This is a genomic window from Pseudoalteromonas sp. bablab_jr011, assembly GCF_016464045.1.
Lineage (GTDB): Bacteria > Pseudomonadota > Gammaproteobacteria > Enterobacterales > Alteromonadaceae > Pseudoalteromonas > Pseudoalteromonas lipolytica.
Genome location: NZ_JACDWU010000167.1, coordinates 71,080 through 87,421 on the forward strand (window position 1 = coordinate 71,080; position 16,342 = coordinate 87,421).

The following is a 16,342-nucleotide window of genomic DNA, read 5'->3' on the forward strand; positions in this document are numbered from 1 at the left end:
TAAGGAAAGCACATTTATACTAATGTTAATTTACGCGTATTTTCAATCTATTTAAGTATATGCGAACACAAAGATGTATTTTCAATCCTTTATGTTTAATGTTGCGCATTAACATAAGTATTGTTGGTTTTGGTGAAACTGGCCACCACAAACTAAAATGGCCCGAGTACGCTGTATAAATACAGTGTAACACGAGCCATTTAATCGCTAGCGAGAGCTTAAGTCAATGACTTATTAAGCACCTTGCTGTGGATTCATGATGTCGTCGAATGCTTTTTCAACGTCAGTCACGTTTGCTTTAGCTAGGATAGCTTCAACTGCTTGCTCTTCCATCGCTACGTTGCGCATTTGCTGCATTAGTTGATCATTTGCTTTGTAGTATTCTACTACTTCAGTTGGATCTTCGTATGCAGAAGCTACTGTTGCAATTAACGCTTCAACTTTTGCGTCATCAACTTTAAGCTCGTTCGCTTTAATCACTTCACCTAGTAATAGGCCAGTTTTAACGCGAGTTACAGCTTGCTCGTGGAATAACTCAGCTGGAAGCTCAGGCATGTTTTGAGCGTTGCCGCCAAAACGTTGTGCCGCTTGTTGACGTAGAGCATCAATTTCTTGATCTACTAGTGCTTTTGGCACGTCGATTTCGTTGTTCGCTAAAAGACCTTTGATAGCTTGGTCTTTCACGTTAGCTTTAACCGCTTGGTCAAGCTCACGTGACATGTTTTTCTTAACTTCTTCTTTCAGTGCATCAACGCCGCCTTCAGCAACACCGAATTTAGTTGCGAACTCTTCGTTAAGCTCAGGAAGCTCTTGAGTTTCAACTTTCTTCACAGTAATAGTGAAAGAAGCCGCTTTACCTTTTAGGTTTTCAGCGTGATATTCTTCAGGGAATGTTACTTCAGCAACAACTTCTTCGCCCGCTTTTTTGCCAACGATGTTGTCTTCGAAACCTGGGATCATACGACCTTGACCAAGTTCTAGAGGGAAGTCTTCAGCTTTACCGCCTTCAAACTCTTCACCATCGATAGAACCAACGAAGTCGATAGTTACACGATCTTTTTCACCTGCAGCAGCGTCAACTTCAGTCCACGATGCGTGTTGCTTACGTAACGTTTCTAGCATGTTAGCTAGGTCTTCGTCAGTAACAGAAACAGCTGGTTTTTCAACGTTAATTTTATCTAGACCTTGAATTTCAACTTCAGGGTACACTTCAAACGTTGCATCGAATTCTAAATCTTTACCTGCTTCTAACGCTTTTGGTGCGAAAGTTGGTGCACCCGCTGGGTTGATTTTTTCAGAAACGATTGCTTCGATGTAGTTGCGTTGCATTAATTCGCCCGCAACTTCTTGACGTACTGCAGCACCGTAACGTTTGTTGATGATAGACGCTGGAACTTTACCAGGACGGAAACCATCGATACGCTGGGTTTTAGACAGTTGTTGTAAGCGTTTTTTTACTTCAGTCTCAACGTTCTCTGCAGGAACGGTGATGGTCAGACGGCGCTCAAGGCCTTGAGTCGTCTCAACAGAAACTTGCATGATTTACCTCAATCTTCAATTTTGGCGACTGTTCGCCTTCCTTACAAACAAGGTGATCTCCATGAGTGATAGCAAGTTTTAACGCTGAAAAATTCAACTTAAAACGGCGCATTGTAACCATGAGATACCATTGCTGCTCTGCCCCTATGGGCACTATGTTAAACAATAGACGCGGCATTATAACCTAATATTTTTGATAGTCGAGTCTAGGGGGCAATTATTTGGTCTATATAGCGGCAATCTGCGTTTAAACGAACAAAAAACGAACGTAAAAATCATCAGCAAAGTAAGGTGATTAATTAAATCAGAATGTTTAAAAAGGGAATGACTAAGCGGTATTAATTTAGCGCATGAAACGCTCAGATTACCAAGATGAATATACTAGTAGAAAGTGGTCGGCGATGCAGGATTTGAACCTGCGACCCCTTGGACCCAAACCAAGTGCGCTACCAAACTGCGCTAATCGCCGATATAAAGAGAAGTTTTAAAAATACAACCACAGTGAAAGTGGTCGGCGATGCAGGATTTGAACCTGCGACCCCTTGGACCCAAACCAAGTGCGCTACCAAACTGCGCTAATCGCCGATACTGTGTGTAAATTGGGGTGACTGATGGGGCTCGAACCCACGACAACCGGAATCACAATCCGGGGCTCTACCAACTGAGCTACAATCACCACGGCATTTACATATTTTCAAATGGCGCACCCGGAAGGATTCGAACCTTCGACCAACGCCTTAGAAGGGCGTTGCTCTATCCAGCTGAGCTACGGGCGCATCGAAAACTTCAAAAGTTTGCCTGTAAGCAACCGCTTCTTGAAGAAGAAGTGGTCGGCGATGCAGGATTTGAACCTGCGACCCCTTGGACCCAAACCAAGTGCGCTACCAAACTGCGCTAATCGCCGATGCTTACTATTGTTTGCGAGTGACCTCGTTAACAACGGGGTGCATAATAGTGATTTGGCCGAGTCAGGTCAAACATTTTTTTAAGAAAATAATTCAATCGGTCACTTTTAGTTCATAATGGTTAAATATTGCAAATATAAGCTAAAATTTGAACTCTTTTTTATAAATAGACGCTTTATATCATATTGCATCTTGGCGCTATGCAGCTTTTCTGCGAAAATACGCAGCATAATAAAATATGATCAAACAAACGTGTTTGTTATATCCATGCCCCTTATTCGGATGATCATATTTTGATGTATCAGTATCAAGTTAACTAACCCCAATGAAAGGTCACCCATGACGGCAAACATCATCGATGGTAAGGCAATAGCTAAACAAGTACGCAGTAATGTGGCAGAACGAGTTGCAGCGCGTGTTGCAAACGGTTTACGTGCTCCAGGACTCGCAGTCGTGTTAGTTGGTCAAGATCCAGCAAGCCAAGTATATGTAGGTTCAAAACGCAAAGCCTGTGAAGAAGTCGGCTTTGTTTCTAAATCTTACGATTTACCTGGCGACACGACAGAGCAAGACTTACTCGCATTAATTGATCAACTTAATGAAGACAAAGAAGTAGACGGCATTTTAGTTCAACTTCCTTTGCCGCAAGGTCTTGATGCAGAGAAGATTCTTGAACGTATTACCCCTCATAAAGATGTTGATGGTTTCCATCCTTATAACATTGGCCGTTTAGCACAGCGTATGCCAGCACTTCGCCCCTGTACACCTAAAGGGATTATTACCCTACTCGACTCTACGGGTGTGCGTTATAAAGGCATGCATGCGGTTGTGGTTGGTGCATCGAACATTGTTGGTCGTCCTATGTCACTTGAGTTACTGCTTGCCGGTTGTACAACAACGGTGTGTCATAAATTCACGCAGGATTTAGAAACTCATGTGCGTCGTGCAGACTTATTGGTGGTGGCTGTAGGTAAACCCGAATTTATTCCTGGTGACTGGGTTAAAGAAGGCGCTATCGTCATTGATGTAGGTATTAACCGCCTTGAATCTGGCAAACTTGTGGGTGATGTTCAATATGATATTGCCGAACAAAAAGCGCACTTCATCACGCCTGTGCCAGGTGGTGTCGGCCCGATGACTGTTGCAAGCCTCATTGAGAACACCCTTGAAGCATGTGAAAAATATCACAGCTAATAATGATTGATTGTAAAAAGGGTTGCCACATGGCAACCCTTTTTTATTGTGAAACGAATACGTTTACACGCGTTTAAGTTTTAGCATTTGCGGCAACACCGAAAAAATAATCATCGTAAACATAATCAAATACTGCCATGGTTGGTATTGCTCATTTAATAAAATAATTGCACAGATGATCCCTGCAATTGGATTCGCAATCGTGCCAAATGAAAATTCAGCCACACTCATACGCCCAAGTAACCATACATATAAAATATAGGCAATCGCTGTATTGGGCACAATAAGCCAAAATAATGCACTGTATTGTAGCGTTGAAATAGGCTCAAAAACGCTGTGGTAATTTGTTGGATTAATGAAGCTGCCGTCTATGACCGCAGCGAGTAATAAAATAGTACCGCCAATAATTAACTGCCATGTAAGCACCACCCACCAATGAATACTGACTGATAAGGTTTGTACAAGGGTACTGCCAATCACAATCGTCAGTAATGCCCCCAATAAAGCACCGACACCCAGTGCATTTAAAGCGACATAAGCGGGGTCGAACAATAACCATGCAAGCACGACTAATACGGCTGCACTAATAGCTTGAGGCTTTGCGGGTCGCTGTCCTTTTGCTATCCATGCATATAAAAGTGCGACCACGGGGACCGACACCATGCCAACACCAGCAATTGCTGCAGGAAGATTAATCGCCATAATAAAGATAAACGCAAAAAACAGGGCGATGTTTATAGCGCCTAAAACGAGTAAGCTGGGCCATTGACGCGCGCGAGGAAAGCTTGGTTTTATTAATAATAAAAGTAACCCTGCGGGTAATGCGCGTAACGCACCTAATAATAACGGCGGCCAATCAGGGGTCGCATATTTTGTCACCGCATAAGTTGTACCCCATAAAAAAGCGGGGATCATGGCAAGAAAAATATTCAATGTAAGTCCTTGTAAATGCACAATAGCGATAAAATAAAACCTCAACCTTTATTGAGGTCAATACTTAAAAATAAAAAACTAAAAACAAAAAAGGCTGCCAATATGGCAACCTTTTGTCGGTTTCAATTTTAGCTTAGTGTTTACGCTTTACGCCACGTTGTTTTTCCAGCAGAGTCTTCAAGCACCACACCTAACGCATTTAGCGCATCACGTGCTTCATCAGCAGCGGCCCAATCTTTGTTAGCGCGGGCTTCATTACGTTGCATGATTAAGGCCTCAATCTGTGCTACTTCGTCATCGTCTTGACCGCCTTGCAGGAAAGCTTCTGGGTCTTGCTGCGCAACACCTAATACTTCGGCAATACTACGAAGTACAAAAGCTAATTTTCCAGCTTGCTCTGCATCGCTGTCTTTCACACGGTTAAGCTCTTTTGCTAATTCAAATAACACAGGTAATGCTTCAGGTGTATTGAAGTCATCGTCCATTGCTTTTCTGAATTTTGTAACGTATTCATTGTCGGCTAATTCACACTCAACAGGTGTTACACCGCGTAATGCCGTGTAAATGCGCTCTAATGAAGAGCGTGCTTGCTCAAGGTTCTCTTGCGAGTAATTAAGTTGGCTGCGGTAATGACCCGAAATTAAGAAATAACGAACCGACTCAGCATCGTACTCTGTTAGTACGTCACGTACGGTAAAGAAGTTGTTCAATGACTTAGACATCTTCTCTTTATTTACCTGCACCATGCCTGTGTGGATCCAGGTATTTACGTACTTACCGTTGTTTGCACAGCATGATTGAGCAATTTCGTTTTCGTGGTGAGGGAACTGTAAATCTGATCCTCCCCCATGAATATCAAAATGCTCACCTAAATGTTTAGAGCTCATTGCCGAACACTCAATATGCCAACCAGGACGACCCTCACCCCATAGCGATGACCACGAAGGCTCACCTGGCTTGGCTCTTTTCCAAAGTACGAAATCAAGCGGATCTTGCTTATCTTGCGCAACTTCAACACGCGAACCCGCTTGCAACATAGTTAAGTCTTGCTGTGAAAGTGCACCGTATTGCTCAAATGTTGATACATCAAACAATACATCGCCGTCAGCTGCTACGTAAGCATGACCTTTCGCTATTAAACGCTCAACCATGGCGATGATTTCATCCATGTGGTTGGTTACCGTTGGCTCAACATCAGGACGAAGCATGTTTAAACTATCAAAGTCTTCGTGCATCGCTTTAGTCATACGGACTGTTAAGTCATTTATAGACTCACCGTTTTCATGAGCACGCTTGATTATTTTGTCATCAACGTCCGTAATATTGCGGACATATTTTAAGTCGTAACCAATATGGCGCAGGTAACGGACAATAACGTCGAAGCCAACAAAAGTACGCGCATGTCCAATGTGACAGTAATCATAAATAGTGATACCACACACATACATGTCGATTTTGCCATCAACAAGGGGTTTAAACTGTTCTTTTTGTCGTGTAAGTGTGTTGTAAATTTGTACCATTTATAAAATGTCCTTAACGGTGTTTCGAGATTCTCTATGGTAACACTTGCAAAGCCACTGCTCTAGCGCTTTATCAATTGAACAAGCACTTTGTTAATCTTCTCAACAAGCACTTTGTTAATCTTAGCTAAGTGCTATAAAATAACGGCATTATTAAACCAGATATAGGAAACCTCATGGTTGTTCTACACACAAACTTTGGTGATATCACCATCAAAATGCACGAAAGCGATGCACCAAACACTGTTAAAAACTTTTTAGAGTATGCAAACGCAGGCTTTTACAACGGCACTATTTTCCACCGTGTAATTGATGGTTTCATGGTTCAAGGCGGTGGTTTTGAGCCAGGTATGGTTCAAAAAGAAGTTAATAACCCTATTCAAAATGAAGCAAACAATGGCCTAGCAAACAAAGTTGGTACATTAGCCATGGCACGTACGCCTGATCCACACTCAGCGACTGCACAGTTCTTCATTAACGTGAACGACAATGATTTCTTAAACTTCAGCAGCGAAACTTCACAAGGCTGGGGCTATTGTGTGTTTGCAGAAGTAGTTGAAGGTATGGACATCGTAAACAAAATCAAAGGTGTTGCGACTGGCAGCGCAGGCTTCCACCAAGACGTACCACTTGAAGATGTAATTATCGAAAAAGTAACTGTTAGCTAAGCTAACGGTGAGTCTTTATAAGCGGGCTTAAGCCCGCTTTTTTGCGAGTGACTATGAAACAGAGCTATTTTATTGCCGACCTCCATTTAACAGAAAACCGCCCTGATATCACCACGGCATTTTTTGATTTTCTTGATGACAAGATTATTAATGATGACGTAGATGCGTTATATATTCTGGGTGATTTTTTTGAAGTTTGGGTTGGTGATGACTATCAAACGACACTTTCAGAACGTGTGGCTGCACACTTAAGACAAGCAGCTGAAAGTGGTACTGAGCTTTTTTTCATACACGGCAATCGAGACTTTATTATGCGTGACGGCTATGCCAACAGCGCCAATATGACGTTGCTGCCTGAACAGGTTGTTATTGATTTATATGGCACGCCGACGGTGCTACTGCATGGCGATGAAATGTGTACTCAAGATATTGAATATCAAAAGTTTCGTAAAAAAAGTCGTGGTTGGTGGTGGCCTAAGCTCATGTTAGCGATGCCACTATGGTACAGAAAGAAAATTGCCCGTAACGCCCGCGAAAAGTCAAAACAAAGCCAAGCAGGTAAAGCACTCGAAATTCTTGATGTAACCGAAGAAGCTGTTCTTGCCATGTTCAAAAAGCACCACGTTGCTAATATGATCCACGGTCATACACACCGCCCAAATGTTCATCAATACACTGTTAATGGTAAAACGTTAATTCGTACTGTGTTAGGTGACTGGTATGAACAAGGCTCATATTTAAGAGTAACCCCCAACAATCAAGAACTCGTCCACACCCCCTTTAAATCGTAAGAATTTTAGCTATGCTTGAACAGAGTCTCCGTTTAAAGCGTGCCGTTTTATGATTACACGATTAACATGCCTGTGCTGCTTACTAGTTTGCTTTACACTCAATAGCCAAACTTGGCGGTTAGTCACAGAGCCTTTCCCACCTTTTCTAATCGATAATAGTGAAAAACCGGGTTGGGTTCATGAGGTGGTTATTGCCGCTTTAAAAAGTCAAAATAAAAAAGCCGTCATTGAATATACACAGTGGGCTCGGGCACTTAAATTAGCCAAACGACATAAGCACATTGCTGTTCTAGGTGCTTTTTACTCAGAAGAGCGAGCCAAAGTATTTTATTATTCAAAACCTCTTGGCTTTGCCAATGTTGTTTTGTTTAAGCGCCAAGATGCCGTAATTCGATACGATGGCTCTCTCGAATCTCTCCTGCCTTACACGATAAGTAAAGGAGAAGATTATGTAAGTAGTGAAGAATTTACGAACAACACAACATTAGGTATTACAACCACACGTGATTTAGTTGAAAGCCTTTACTTACTTCAGCAAGAACGGGTTGACCTCGTAGCAGGTACGCAAGAAGTGGCTGAATACTGGCTCGCACATAATAGTAAATTACAAAACAGCGATGTGGTTATTACCGCGTTAAAACCCAATATTGCGACTCATCAACTTTATATCATTTCAGCTAAAAGCCATCCTCAATCAATTGAATTTCAAAACGAATTAGAAAAAGGCTTGGTCGAAATAATTAACAATGGCCAAGCAGAAATAATCCTTAATCGTTATCATCTAAGTGACAAAGAAAAACAAGCCTTCTACTCACCATTTATTCGCACTGAGATGCCTTAAGCAGGCACCCCACTGTGAAATTTAAAATCGTCATCAGGCGTTGAAATTAACTCAGCTTCAATGTGCGCAAAAAATTCGACACGCTCGCTGATATCAAACTCACTGATCTCTTGCGCAAGTGTTAAATAGTCTTGGTAATGACGCGCTTCTGAGCGCAGCAATGAAATATAAAAATCACCTAAGCGTTTATCAACATGCGGCGCTAATTTAGCAAAACGCTCACACGAGCGTGCTTCAATGTAGGCACCAATAATTAACTTATCAACTAAGGCATCTGGCTCGTAAGTTTTTACGTGGCGCAGCATCCCTTTGGCATAACGACATGGGGTAATACTTTTATACTCAATGCCATATTCATCCATAATCTCAAGCACTTGATAAAAATGATGCAGCTCTTCTTTAATAAGCATCACCATTTTATCAATGAGATCTTGCCCATAAGGTGAATCCGATTTTGGGATCATCGACTTAGTCAGCTTGTTTTTATCTGCAAGCTCACGCCAATCGCCGTCGCGCTTATAAATAAGTGTTTCAAAGGGCTTTAACCACTCAAGTAACGCATCCGCACTTTCTTTATCAACCGCATACTTACGAATTAAAAACATCGCACTCTGTGCCGCTTTTAATTCACAAATTAAGTGATCGATTAATACGATATCTAAGTTTTCTTTTTTGGTTGCCGCAACAATCCACTCATCGGGTGTTTCGCATTGCAAAAATGACTGTATCGGGGCTAATAATGCAGAGTAAGGCACTGATTCTATTCTCATCGTCAAACAAGCGTGCATTTTACCACATAAATATCGTTTCACTCCATGACCCAAATCAGGGCAAAAGTAATTTCTTATATGCACTAAAGAGTTACATCTTAACTGAGTATTCGATTATTTCAGCTTCTTGACAAGATTTAATAAGTGAACCATAACTTAATCAAAGCTGTACAAAAATAAAACAGCTCATATTCCTTTTTTACAGGGGCAACAATTATGATTCTAAACCATCTATGGGGCTTATATGCTCATCCACTCGAAGAGTGGCAAACCATTGATAATCGGCATGAAAGCTTGCGTTACAGCTTATCACATATCTTACTTATCGCGTGTATCCCCTCTATTATGGGGTATTACTCTTCAGTTCATTTGGGTTGGAGCATTGGCTCAGGTGAGGCAGTCTTTTTGACCCATGATAGTGCATTGCTTATCGCGGTTGCGATGTATTTTGCACTAATAGTAGGCGTATTTGCGCTGGCCTACCTTGCGCATTGGATGGCCGTTACGTTTGGTGCAAAACCGACCTTTACACAAACTTTGGAACTTGCTGCGTATACGGCAACACCGGTGTTTATGTCATCGCTTGCTGCATTTCTACCCGAGCTGTGGTTTGTCGTGTGTGTAGGCTTGGTCGCGCTTGCTTACTCGGTATATTTACTCTACACAGGGGTGCCCATTTTAATGCATATCCCTGAGGAGCGAGGTTTTATTTATGCCAGTTCAGTGGTCACATGCGGACTGATTTTATTGGTCATTATTTTAGCTGCAACCGCTATTTTGTGGACTAACGGCATTGTCCATCCTATGTTTACCTAACGAGAATTAAATCCTTTCTTTCCACAAACAAAAAAGGAGCTCGCAAGCTCCTTTTTTATTATTCAAGCGAGTTGCTAATTAATCAGCACCATTCTCTTCTTGATTGTGTAACTCTAAACCTGACGACATTGCATTTTCACGCGTTGATTTCGCTGAATCATTACGTAAGCGGTCAATGCGGTTTAAATAATCCTGATCAATATCACCCGTAATATACTGACCATCAAATACCGATGTTTCAAAACGTGTGATTTCAGGGTTCTCTTGGCTTACTGCCGAGATTAAGTCATCAAGTGACTGATAGATTAGGCCATCTGCACCAATACTTGCATTAATGTCTTCTACTTCACGGCCATGCGCAATCAGCTCAGCAGCCGAAGGCATGTCAATACCATACACGTTCGGGAAGCGTATTTCAGGCGCTGCTGAAGCAAAGTATACATTTTTAGCACCTGACTCACGTGCCATCTCAACGATTTGCGCTGAGGTAGTACCACGTACAATTGAATCATCTACAAGCAGTACATTCTTACCTTTGAACTCACGGTCAATCGCATTTAATTTCTGGCGAACTGACTTTTTACGCATTTCTTGGCCAGGCATGATAAATGTACGACCAATATAACGGTTTTTAACGAAACCTTGGCGGTATGGCAAGTTAAGTACAGAGGCAATTTCCAGTGCGACATCACATGATGTTTCAGGAATAGGGATAACAACGTCAATGTCTTTATCGGCCCATTCACGTGCAATTTTTTCACCGAGCTTGGTACCCATGTTGACACGCGTTGCATACACTGACATACGGTCAATGTTTGAATCTGGGCGTGCAAAGTAAACAAACTCAAAAATACAAGGCGAGTAACTCGTTTTTTCAGCACAAGGTTGAGAGAAAAGCTGACCGTCTTCAGTCACATAAATCGCTTCGCCTGGCGCAACATCACGTACAAACTCAAAACCGTCTGTTTTTAATGCGACGCTTTCTGATGCAAACATATATTCTGTGCCGTTTGCCGTTTCACGCTTACCAAATACTAACGGACGAATACCATTCGGGTCACGAAAAGCAACAATACCGTGGCCGATGATCATTGCAATTGTTGCATAGCCACCATTTACTTTATTGATTACTTCAGTGACAGCATCAAAAATGTCTTGTGCTTCAAGCTTTAATTTATTTGGCTTACTTAACTCATGCGCCATGATATTAAGTAAGATCTCAGAGTCTGATGTTGTATTAACATGACGGCGAGCTTCTGAAAATAATTGCTGCTTTAATGCTTCTGCATTTGTTAAGTTACCATTGTGCGCAAGTGCAATACCAAATGGCGAGTTAACATAGAAAGGTTGCGCTTCAGACGAGCTAGATGAACCAGCTGTCGGGTAGCGAACATGGCCAATACCAATCGTTCCTTGTAGACGCTTCATATGACGGGTATGAAATACATCTTTAACTAGGCCATTGGCTTTACGTAAGCTAAACGTGTTGTTTTCAATGGTAATGATGCCAGCTGCATCTTGACCGCGGTGTTGCAAAACAGTTAAGCCATCATATATCGCCTGATTAACAGGAGAAGTTCCGACTATGCCAACGATACCACACATTAAATTTATCCTCGCCGATTAACGGTTTACAGAATTTAAAAAACTTGAGTTGTTTTCGAGGTACGAAAAGAACCACTCAACAACAAAGCCAAATTCTGGAATCAAAATAGAGTTGCCCCACCAATGCGTATTAGGTGCACCGGTAAAAGCATCAAGAAAGAAGAGTAACGCGCTCACGACCAACACGCCTCGAAGCGCACCAAACACTATGCCAAAAACACGGTCGGTGCCAGATAAACCAGTACGTTGTACAAGCTCACCTAAAATATAGTTTAGTAATCCACCTAACAGGAGTGTCGCAAAAAATAATATGGCTATTGCGGCAGCATTTCTTAAAAGGGGTTCTGAAATACTTGTTAGGAAGGATGCTAAATATTGGTAAAACAAGCTAGAGATGATAAATGCGCCAGCCCATACAGCCAATGACATTGCTTCTTTTACAAAGCCACGTATTAAGCCAATGATGGTAGACAGTGCAATGATGCCAAGTATGGCGTAATCAACCCAGATCATAATAACCAACTAGTCGTTAATTTGGGGCGCATTCTATACCCAAACCACCTGTAGATGCAAGATTTCAGCATGATATAAAACGTATTTAGACAAGGCATTGATTGCAGGCAATAGTGATATCTTGGCTAAATCAACAAGGCAGTAAAAACATGTTTTAGCCATGCCCTTTGGCACGTTACAAGGGGGGCTATACGGTGTTGTGGCAACTTAAATGATACTTGAGCTGTATCGCCACCCGTTCGGTGAAAGCCCCCTTGTCGCTGTTACAGGATTCGTTAGGGGGTTAAGGGGTTAAGGGGTTATACCAATCCGCAATTAGACTAAATCACTTTAAGGAACTAAATAAGCGCATTGGTATGAAAGCGTGCAACTTAGGTTAGATCACTTTGTTACTTCAAACTGAGTAACTTTGCCATTTAACTTGGTTAGCTGTTTTAACTCGGGCAGTTTACTCTCAAGCTCTTTCTTATTCAGTGACGGACCCACAAAGACTTTTGTTAAAGTGCCATTAGGGGTCTTAATTGGACGAGTGAAGGTTTTAAAGCCGTTTGCTTTTAGCTTTTCTTGCAGTGATTTAACGTTTGGAGCGTGCGAAAAGCTACCGAGTTGAATCACATAAGCCATTTGCGTCAAGTTTTCTTCGGCTTTGCGTGCCGGTTCTGCTGTTTTTTCAGCAGGCTTAGGCTGCGCTTTAACTTGCGTTTTAACTTCCGCTTTAGGCTCTATTTTAGCAATAGTCACGGTGTCGTCTGTCGATGCTTCGACCATTTTGGCGGGTTCATCGATTTGTTTAACGTGGTCTGAAGCAAGCTTTGCGTCATCAGCCTGAATATCTTCTACCTGCGCTGCTAAGGGCTGCTCTGTTGAGGCGACCTTATTATCAATCGCCTCTTGTAAGTCAATCGTCGTGAACTCTGGGCGTTCAGGGATCGCTTTAAAGCCGTCTGTGTAATGAACCTTCTCTCCATCCAAAATATTTGGAATAAAGACAATAGCCGCTACAACCACAATGGTGGTCCCTACTAAGCGATTAATAAACCCTGCGTTCACCGAATTCCTCTCTATTTTTTAAAGTAGTTAATGGCTGCAGCCACAGTGATAAACGAACCAAACACAATCACTAAGGTATTCGCATCGACTGTTTGCACTATTTTATCCAACGCAGCTTCTACATTAGGGTAATGCGTGCTGGGTGCTGTCGATGGTGTCTCAGCCAGTGCCTTCGCTAGATTTTCAACTGTGTCTCCACGAAAACAATCTAAGCTCGCTAATGACCACTCATCAACCACATCTGCCACGGCCGACATCGCAGCCACTTTATCTTTATCTGCAAGCATAGCGACTAATGCATGAATTTTAAACCCTTGATCTTTATACACGCTTAATTTGCGCGCTAAATAACGTGCTGACTCAGGATTATGTGCAACATCGGTAAAAACACGTGGTGTGTCGCTTAATTGTTGAAAGCGCCCTTCTACCGTTAAATTTGCCAAGCACTCACGCACCTGCTGCTCACGTGGTAAAAGTGCAAGCTTGCTTAATAACGTCAGTGCAGTTGCAGCGTTTTGACAAGGGATGGCAGGCTTTGCAAAGCGCCAGTTATTTCCCTGATACTGCCAATTAAACCCGTCAGCGTCCTCGGCAAAAGTAAAATCACGGCCAGATAACACCATATCCGCGTTAATTTCATTACCGTAATCGGTAACCGTATGAGGAATATTTAAATCGCCAACAACTGCGGGAGTATTGTTACGAAAAATACCGGCTTTATCGTAACCGACAAGCTCACGTGTATCACCTAGGTATTCTTTATGATCAAGGTCGATGGTAGTAATCACACAGGCATGCGGTGTAACAATATTTGTTGCATCGTATCGTCCACCTAACCCGACTTCTAACAGCACGTAATCAACAGCATGGCGTTTAAAGATAGCTAACGCGCCTAAGGTGCCATATTCAAAATAAGTCAGTGACGTGTCACCTCGGCCTTTTTCGAGCATATCAAACGCATCAACATGAAATTGATCGTCCAGCTCTTGTCCGTTAATACGCACTCGCTCGTTATATCGAATTAAATGAGGAGAAGCATACGTACCAACACTAAAGCCTTGCGCCAGAAGAAGGCTTTCAAGACAACGCGCAGTCGTGCCTTTACCATTCGTACCTGCGATAAGGATAATTTTGCTAGGGCTATTGAGTAAATCGACTTGATTAGCAACGCGTGCAACGCGCTCTAAGCCCATCTCAATATTTGCAGGGTGGATACTTTCTAAATAACAAAGCCAATCATCAAGGCTCGATGATTGGCTAGGAAGGATTTCTGTCATAGCGTGTAATCAGTTAAGCTGAAATTTACGCTACTCTATGCTCTTGTTCGGTAGAAGGCAAGTTCATAAATTTTGCGAGGATGCGAGCAAGGGTGTCACGCATTTCACGACGGTCAACGATCATGTCAATTGCACCGTGCTCTAACAAGAATTCACTGCGTTGGAAACCTTCTGGAAGCGTTTCACGTACTGTTTGCTCAATAACGCGTGGGCCTGCAAAACCAATTAATGCTTTTGGCTCAGCGACATTAACGTCACCTAACATGGCAAGTGATGCAGATACACCGCCCATCGTTGGGTCTGTTAATACTGAAATAAATGGCAAGCCTTTTTCGCTCATTTTAGCTAAAGCTGCACTTGTTTTAGCCATTTGCATTAATGACATTAATGCTTCTTGCATACGCGCACCGCCCGATGCAGAGAAACAGATAAGCGGCATGTTGTGCTCTAAACATTGGTCAACAGCATCAACAAAGCGTGCACCTACAACCGACGCCATTGAACCACCCATAAATGAGAACTCAAATGCAACAGCAGCGACTGGAATACCTTTTAAACGGCCTTTCATTGCAACAAGTGCGTCTTTTTCACCGCTTACTTTTTGCGCCTGCGTGATACGATCTGAATACTTTTTAGAGTCTTTAAACTTTAAAACGTCCTTTGGCTCATGCTGTGCACCAATTTCTTGGCGGTCAGCGTCATCTAAAAAGTTTTCAAGACGCTTACGACCACTTAAACGCATGTGGTGATCGCATTTAGGGCATACATTGAGTGCTTTTTCTAATTCTGCTTTATATAAAATTGAATCACAGTCTGTACACTTAGCCCAAACCCCTTCAGGGATTTCTTTACGACCTGACGATTTAGTCGTTTTAGGTAAGATTTTTTCTAACCAACTCATTTGCAACTCTCTTAATACTGTTCTGTGTCGCAGTCTGCTAAAGTGAAATACCACTTAGTAATTTACACAAGAAATAAGCAGACAGATTTTTTCAATTAAAACATGAATTACCCGCAGACGATATAAAAAACTGGTCTTAGTAGTGAGCCTTTCGCAGTTAACTATCTGAATCAGGTAAGAACAAAGGTCCTAATGGGGTTTTAGGAATACCAAAATGCTCAGGGTAATCCACGTCCACTAAATACAGTCCCGCCGCTTTTGCAGTGGCACTTGCCTTTGCACGCTCTTTTAAATCAAGTAATTCTTTTAACCACACTGGCTCATGCTTATGTAAGCCAATATCCATTAAACAGCCCGTGATATTTCTCACCATATGGTGCAAAAATGCATTGGCTTTAATGTCAATAACGACATAGTCACCCTGACGTTTTACAGACAAGTGATGAATCGTTCTATTTGCCGTATTCGCTTGGCAATGCAGTGCGCGAAACGAAGTAAAGTCATGCTCACCTATTAAATACTGACAGGCTGCTTGCATTTTAGTTTCATCTAGTGGGTGATGAAAGTGCGTCACCCCTTCGCTCATAATTGCGCCACGATAAGTGTAATTGTAAATCACGTAACGATATCGACGCGCCGTCGCACTAAAGCGAGCATGAAAATCTTCATCAACAGGCTTTGCAAAACGTATCGAAATATCTTTAGGCAGTAAGGTATTCATGCCCATCGTAAACGCGACCATTTCACGTTCTGCGTGTGTATCAAAGTGCACGACTTGCCCAGTGCCATGCACTCCAGCATCAGTTCGGCCAGCACAGACTATTTCAACGGGGTGATTACAAATGCGCGACAACGCAGTTTCTACTTCTTGTTGTACGCTATTAACATGTGACTGGCGCTGCCAACCACTATAACGTGCGCCGTTGTACTCTACTCCAAGTGCTACTCGCATAATGACATATTTACCTAGTGTGCTTAATGACGGGGCATTTTATGCGATCTACGAGCGCAATAAAAGC

Annotated in this window: 15 protein-coding genes and 5 tRNA genes; 5 read left to right on the forward strand and 15 right to left on the reverse strand. The window is 42.3% G+C overall.

All coding sequences use genetic code 11. The features are described from left to right. Positions 1-234 precede the first annotated feature (234 nt). The 6 genes from tig to JIG41_RS08715 form a co-directional block, all read right to left on the reverse strand. Positions 235-1,539, reverse strand: a complete 1,305-nt coding sequence (gene tig, locus JIG41_RS08690; protein WP_036969831.1) for a trigger factor — start codon at positions 1,537-1,539, stop codon at positions 235-237. Positions 1,540-1,931: 392 nt separating this feature from the next. Beyond that, positions 1,932-2,008: transfer RNA gene (locus JIG41_RS08695), tRNA-Pro, on the reverse strand. Between the two features lie 39 nt (positions 2,009-2,047). Further along, positions 2,048-2,124: transfer RNA gene (locus JIG41_RS08700), tRNA-Pro, on the reverse strand. A 15-nt stretch (positions 2,125-2,139) separates the two neighbouring features. Next, positions 2,140-2,215 (reverse strand) — tRNA-His (locus tag JIG41_RS08705). A gap of 23 nt (positions 2,216-2,238) precedes the next feature. Beyond that, a tRNA-Arg gene (locus tag JIG41_RS08710) sits at positions 2,239-2,315 on the reverse strand. 51 nt (positions 2,316-2,366) lie between these two features. After that, a tRNA-Pro gene (locus JIG41_RS08715) sits at positions 2,367-2,443 on the reverse strand. Between the two features lie 340 nt (positions 2,444-2,783). Here JIG41_RS08715 and folD point away from each other — a divergent pair. After that, positions 2,784-3,638, forward strand: a complete 855-nt coding sequence (gene folD / locus JIG41_RS08720) for a bifunctional methylenetetrahydrofolate dehydrogenase/methenyltetrahydrofolate cyclohydrolase FolD (RefSeq protein ID WP_036969836.1) — start codon at positions 2,784-2,786, stop codon at positions 3,636-3,638. Positions 3,639-3,701: 63 nt separating this feature from the next. On the opposite strand, the gene JIG41_RS08725 is transcribed toward folD, so the two are convergent. Next, entirely contained in the window at positions 3,702-4,571 is an 870-nt protein-coding gene (locus tag JIG41_RS08725; protein ID WP_036969839.1) for a DMT family transporter, read from the reverse strand. A 140-nt stretch (positions 4,572-4,711) separates the two neighbouring features. After that, complete coding sequence (gene cysS / locus JIG41_RS08730; RefSeq protein WP_199524574.1) at positions 4,712-6,091, reverse strand: cysteine--tRNA ligase; 1,380 nt, start codon at positions 6,089-6,091, stop codon at positions 4,712-4,714. A gap of 176 nt (positions 6,092-6,267) precedes the next feature. Here cysS and JIG41_RS08735 point away from each other — a divergent pair, with 176 nt between their 5' ends. From JIG41_RS08735 to JIG41_RS08745, 3 genes are read left to right on the forward strand one after another with little or no spacing between them, the layout of a single operon-like run. Then, complete coding sequence (locus tag JIG41_RS08735; protein ID WP_036969841.1) at positions 6,268-6,759, forward strand: peptidylprolyl isomerase; 492 nt, start codon at positions 6,268-6,270, stop codon at positions 6,757-6,759. A 53-nt stretch (positions 6,760-6,812) separates the two neighbouring features. Continuing rightward, positions 6,813-7,550 carry a UDP-2,3-diacylglucosamine diphosphatase gene (locus tag JIG41_RS08740; protein ID WP_036969843.1) on the forward strand — a complete coding sequence of 246 codons (738 nt, stop codon included), beginning with the start codon at positions 6,813-6,815 and terminating at the stop codon, positions 7,548-7,550. Between the two features lie 49 nt (positions 7,551-7,599). Continuing rightward, on the forward strand, positions 7,600-8,391 hold the full coding sequence (locus JIG41_RS08745; RefSeq protein ID WP_036969846.1) for an ABC transporter substrate-binding protein: 792 nt from the start codon (positions 7,600-7,602) through the stop codon (positions 8,389-8,391). Here the strand turns inward: JIG41_RS08745 and miaE are convergent. After that, positions 8,388-9,146: a tRNA isopentenyl-2-thiomethyl-A-37 hydroxylase MiaE gene (miaE, locus tag JIG41_RS08750; RefSeq protein WP_036971653.1), complete on the reverse strand. Its 759-nt coding sequence runs from the start codon at positions 9,144-9,146 to the stop codon at positions 8,388-8,390. The genes JIG41_RS08745 and miaE overlap by 4 nt on opposite strands. 231 nt (positions 9,147-9,377) lie before the next feature. On the opposite strand from miaE, the gene JIG41_RS08755 reads away from it, so the two are divergent. After that, the gene (locus JIG41_RS08755) at positions 9,378-9,977 is read left to right on the forward strand and encodes a Yip1 family protein (protein ID WP_036969848.1); all 600 of its coding nucleotides are present in this window, start codon (positions 9,378-9,380) and stop codon (positions 9,975-9,977) included. A 78-nt stretch (positions 9,978-10,055) separates the two neighbouring features. Here JIG41_RS08755 and purF read toward each other — a convergent pair whose 3' ends face one another. From purF to truA, 6 genes are all read right to left on the reverse strand, one after another. After that, complete coding sequence (gene purF, locus JIG41_RS08760; protein ID WP_065978800.1) at positions 10,056-11,582, reverse strand: amidophosphoribosyltransferase; 1,527 nt, start codon at positions 11,580-11,582, stop codon at positions 10,056-10,058. A gap of 18 nt (positions 11,583-11,600) precedes the next feature. Further along, positions 11,601-12,095 carry a CvpA family protein gene (locus JIG41_RS08765; RefSeq protein WP_036969851.1) on the reverse strand — a complete coding sequence of 165 codons (495 nt, stop codon included), beginning with the start codon at positions 12,093-12,095 and terminating at the stop codon, positions 11,601-11,603. A gap of 381 nt (positions 12,096-12,476) precedes the next feature. Continuing rightward, positions 12,477-13,145 (reverse strand): SPOR domain-containing protein, encoded by a 669-nt coding sequence (locus tag JIG41_RS08770; protein WP_036969853.1) that lies wholly within the window; start codon positions 13,143-13,145, stop codon positions 12,477-12,479. Between the two features lie 11 nt (positions 13,146-13,156). After that, positions 13,157-14,422, reverse strand: coding sequence for a bifunctional tetrahydrofolate synthase/dihydrofolate synthase (gene folC, locus JIG41_RS08775; protein WP_065978798.1), 1,266 nt, complete (start codon positions 14,420-14,422; stop codon positions 13,157-13,159). A gap of 25 nt (positions 14,423-14,447) precedes the next feature. Then, a complete protein-coding gene (accD, locus tag JIG41_RS08780) occupies positions 14,448-15,323 on the reverse strand; it encodes an acetyl-CoA carboxylase, carboxyltransferase subunit beta (protein WP_036969857.1) in 876 nt (291 codons plus the stop codon). Positions 15,324-15,480: 157 nt separating this feature from the next. Continuing rightward, complete coding sequence (truA, locus tag JIG41_RS08785) at positions 15,481-16,275, reverse strand: tRNA pseudouridine(38-40) synthase TruA (protein ID WP_036969860.1); 795 nt, start codon at positions 16,273-16,275, stop codon at positions 15,481-15,483. Positions 16,276-16,342: the final 67 nt, after the last annotated feature.

What these genes read in the sequence shown, in the direction of transcription:
- accD (WP_036969857.1), bottom strand. Translation starts at nt 15,323, where the DNA reads ATGAGTTGGTTAGAAAAAATCTTACCTAAAACGACTAAATCGTCAGGT.
- folC (WP_065978798.1), bottom strand. Translation starts at nt 14,422, where the DNA reads ATGACAGAAATCCTTCCTAGCCAATCATCGAGCCTTGATGATTGGCTT.
- JIG41_RS08740 (WP_036969843.1), top strand. Translation starts at nt 6,813, where the DNA reads ATGAAACAGAGCTATTTTATTGCCGACCTCCATTTAACAGAAAACCGC.
- JIG41_RS08765 (WP_036969851.1), bottom strand. Translation starts at nt 12,095, where the DNA reads ATGATCTGGGTTGATTACGCCATACTTGGCATCATTGCACTGTCTACC.
- JIG41_RS08755 (WP_036969848.1), top strand. Translation starts at nt 9,378, where the DNA reads ATGATTCTAAACCATCTATGGGGCTTATATGCTCATCCACTCGAAGAG.
- truA (WP_036969860.1), bottom strand. Translation starts at nt 16,275, where the DNA reads ATGCGAGTAGCACTTGGAGTAGAGTACAACGGCGCACGTTATAGTGGT.
- tig (WP_036969831.1), bottom strand. Translation starts at nt 1,539, where the DNA reads ATGCAAGTTTCTGTTGAGACGACTCAAGGCCTTGAGCGCCGTCTGACC.
- JIG41_RS08745 (WP_036969846.1), top strand. Translation starts at nt 7,600, where the DNA reads ATGATTACACGATTAACATGCCTGTGCTGCTTACTAGTTTGCTTTACA.
- folD (WP_036969836.1), top strand. Translation starts at nt 2,784, where the DNA reads ATGACGGCAAACATCATCGATGGTAAGGCAATAGCTAAACAAGTACGC.
- cysS (WP_199524574.1), bottom strand. Translation starts at nt 6,091, where the DNA reads ATGGTACAAATTTACAACACACTTACACGACAAAAAGAACAGTTTAAA.
- purF (WP_065978800.1), bottom strand. Translation starts at nt 11,582, where the DNA reads ATGTGTGGTATCGTTGGCATAGTCGGAACTTCTCCTGTTAATCAGGCG.
- JIG41_RS08735 (WP_036969841.1), top strand. Translation starts at nt 6,268, where the DNA reads ATGGTTGTTCTACACACAAACTTTGGTGATATCACCATCAAAATGCAC.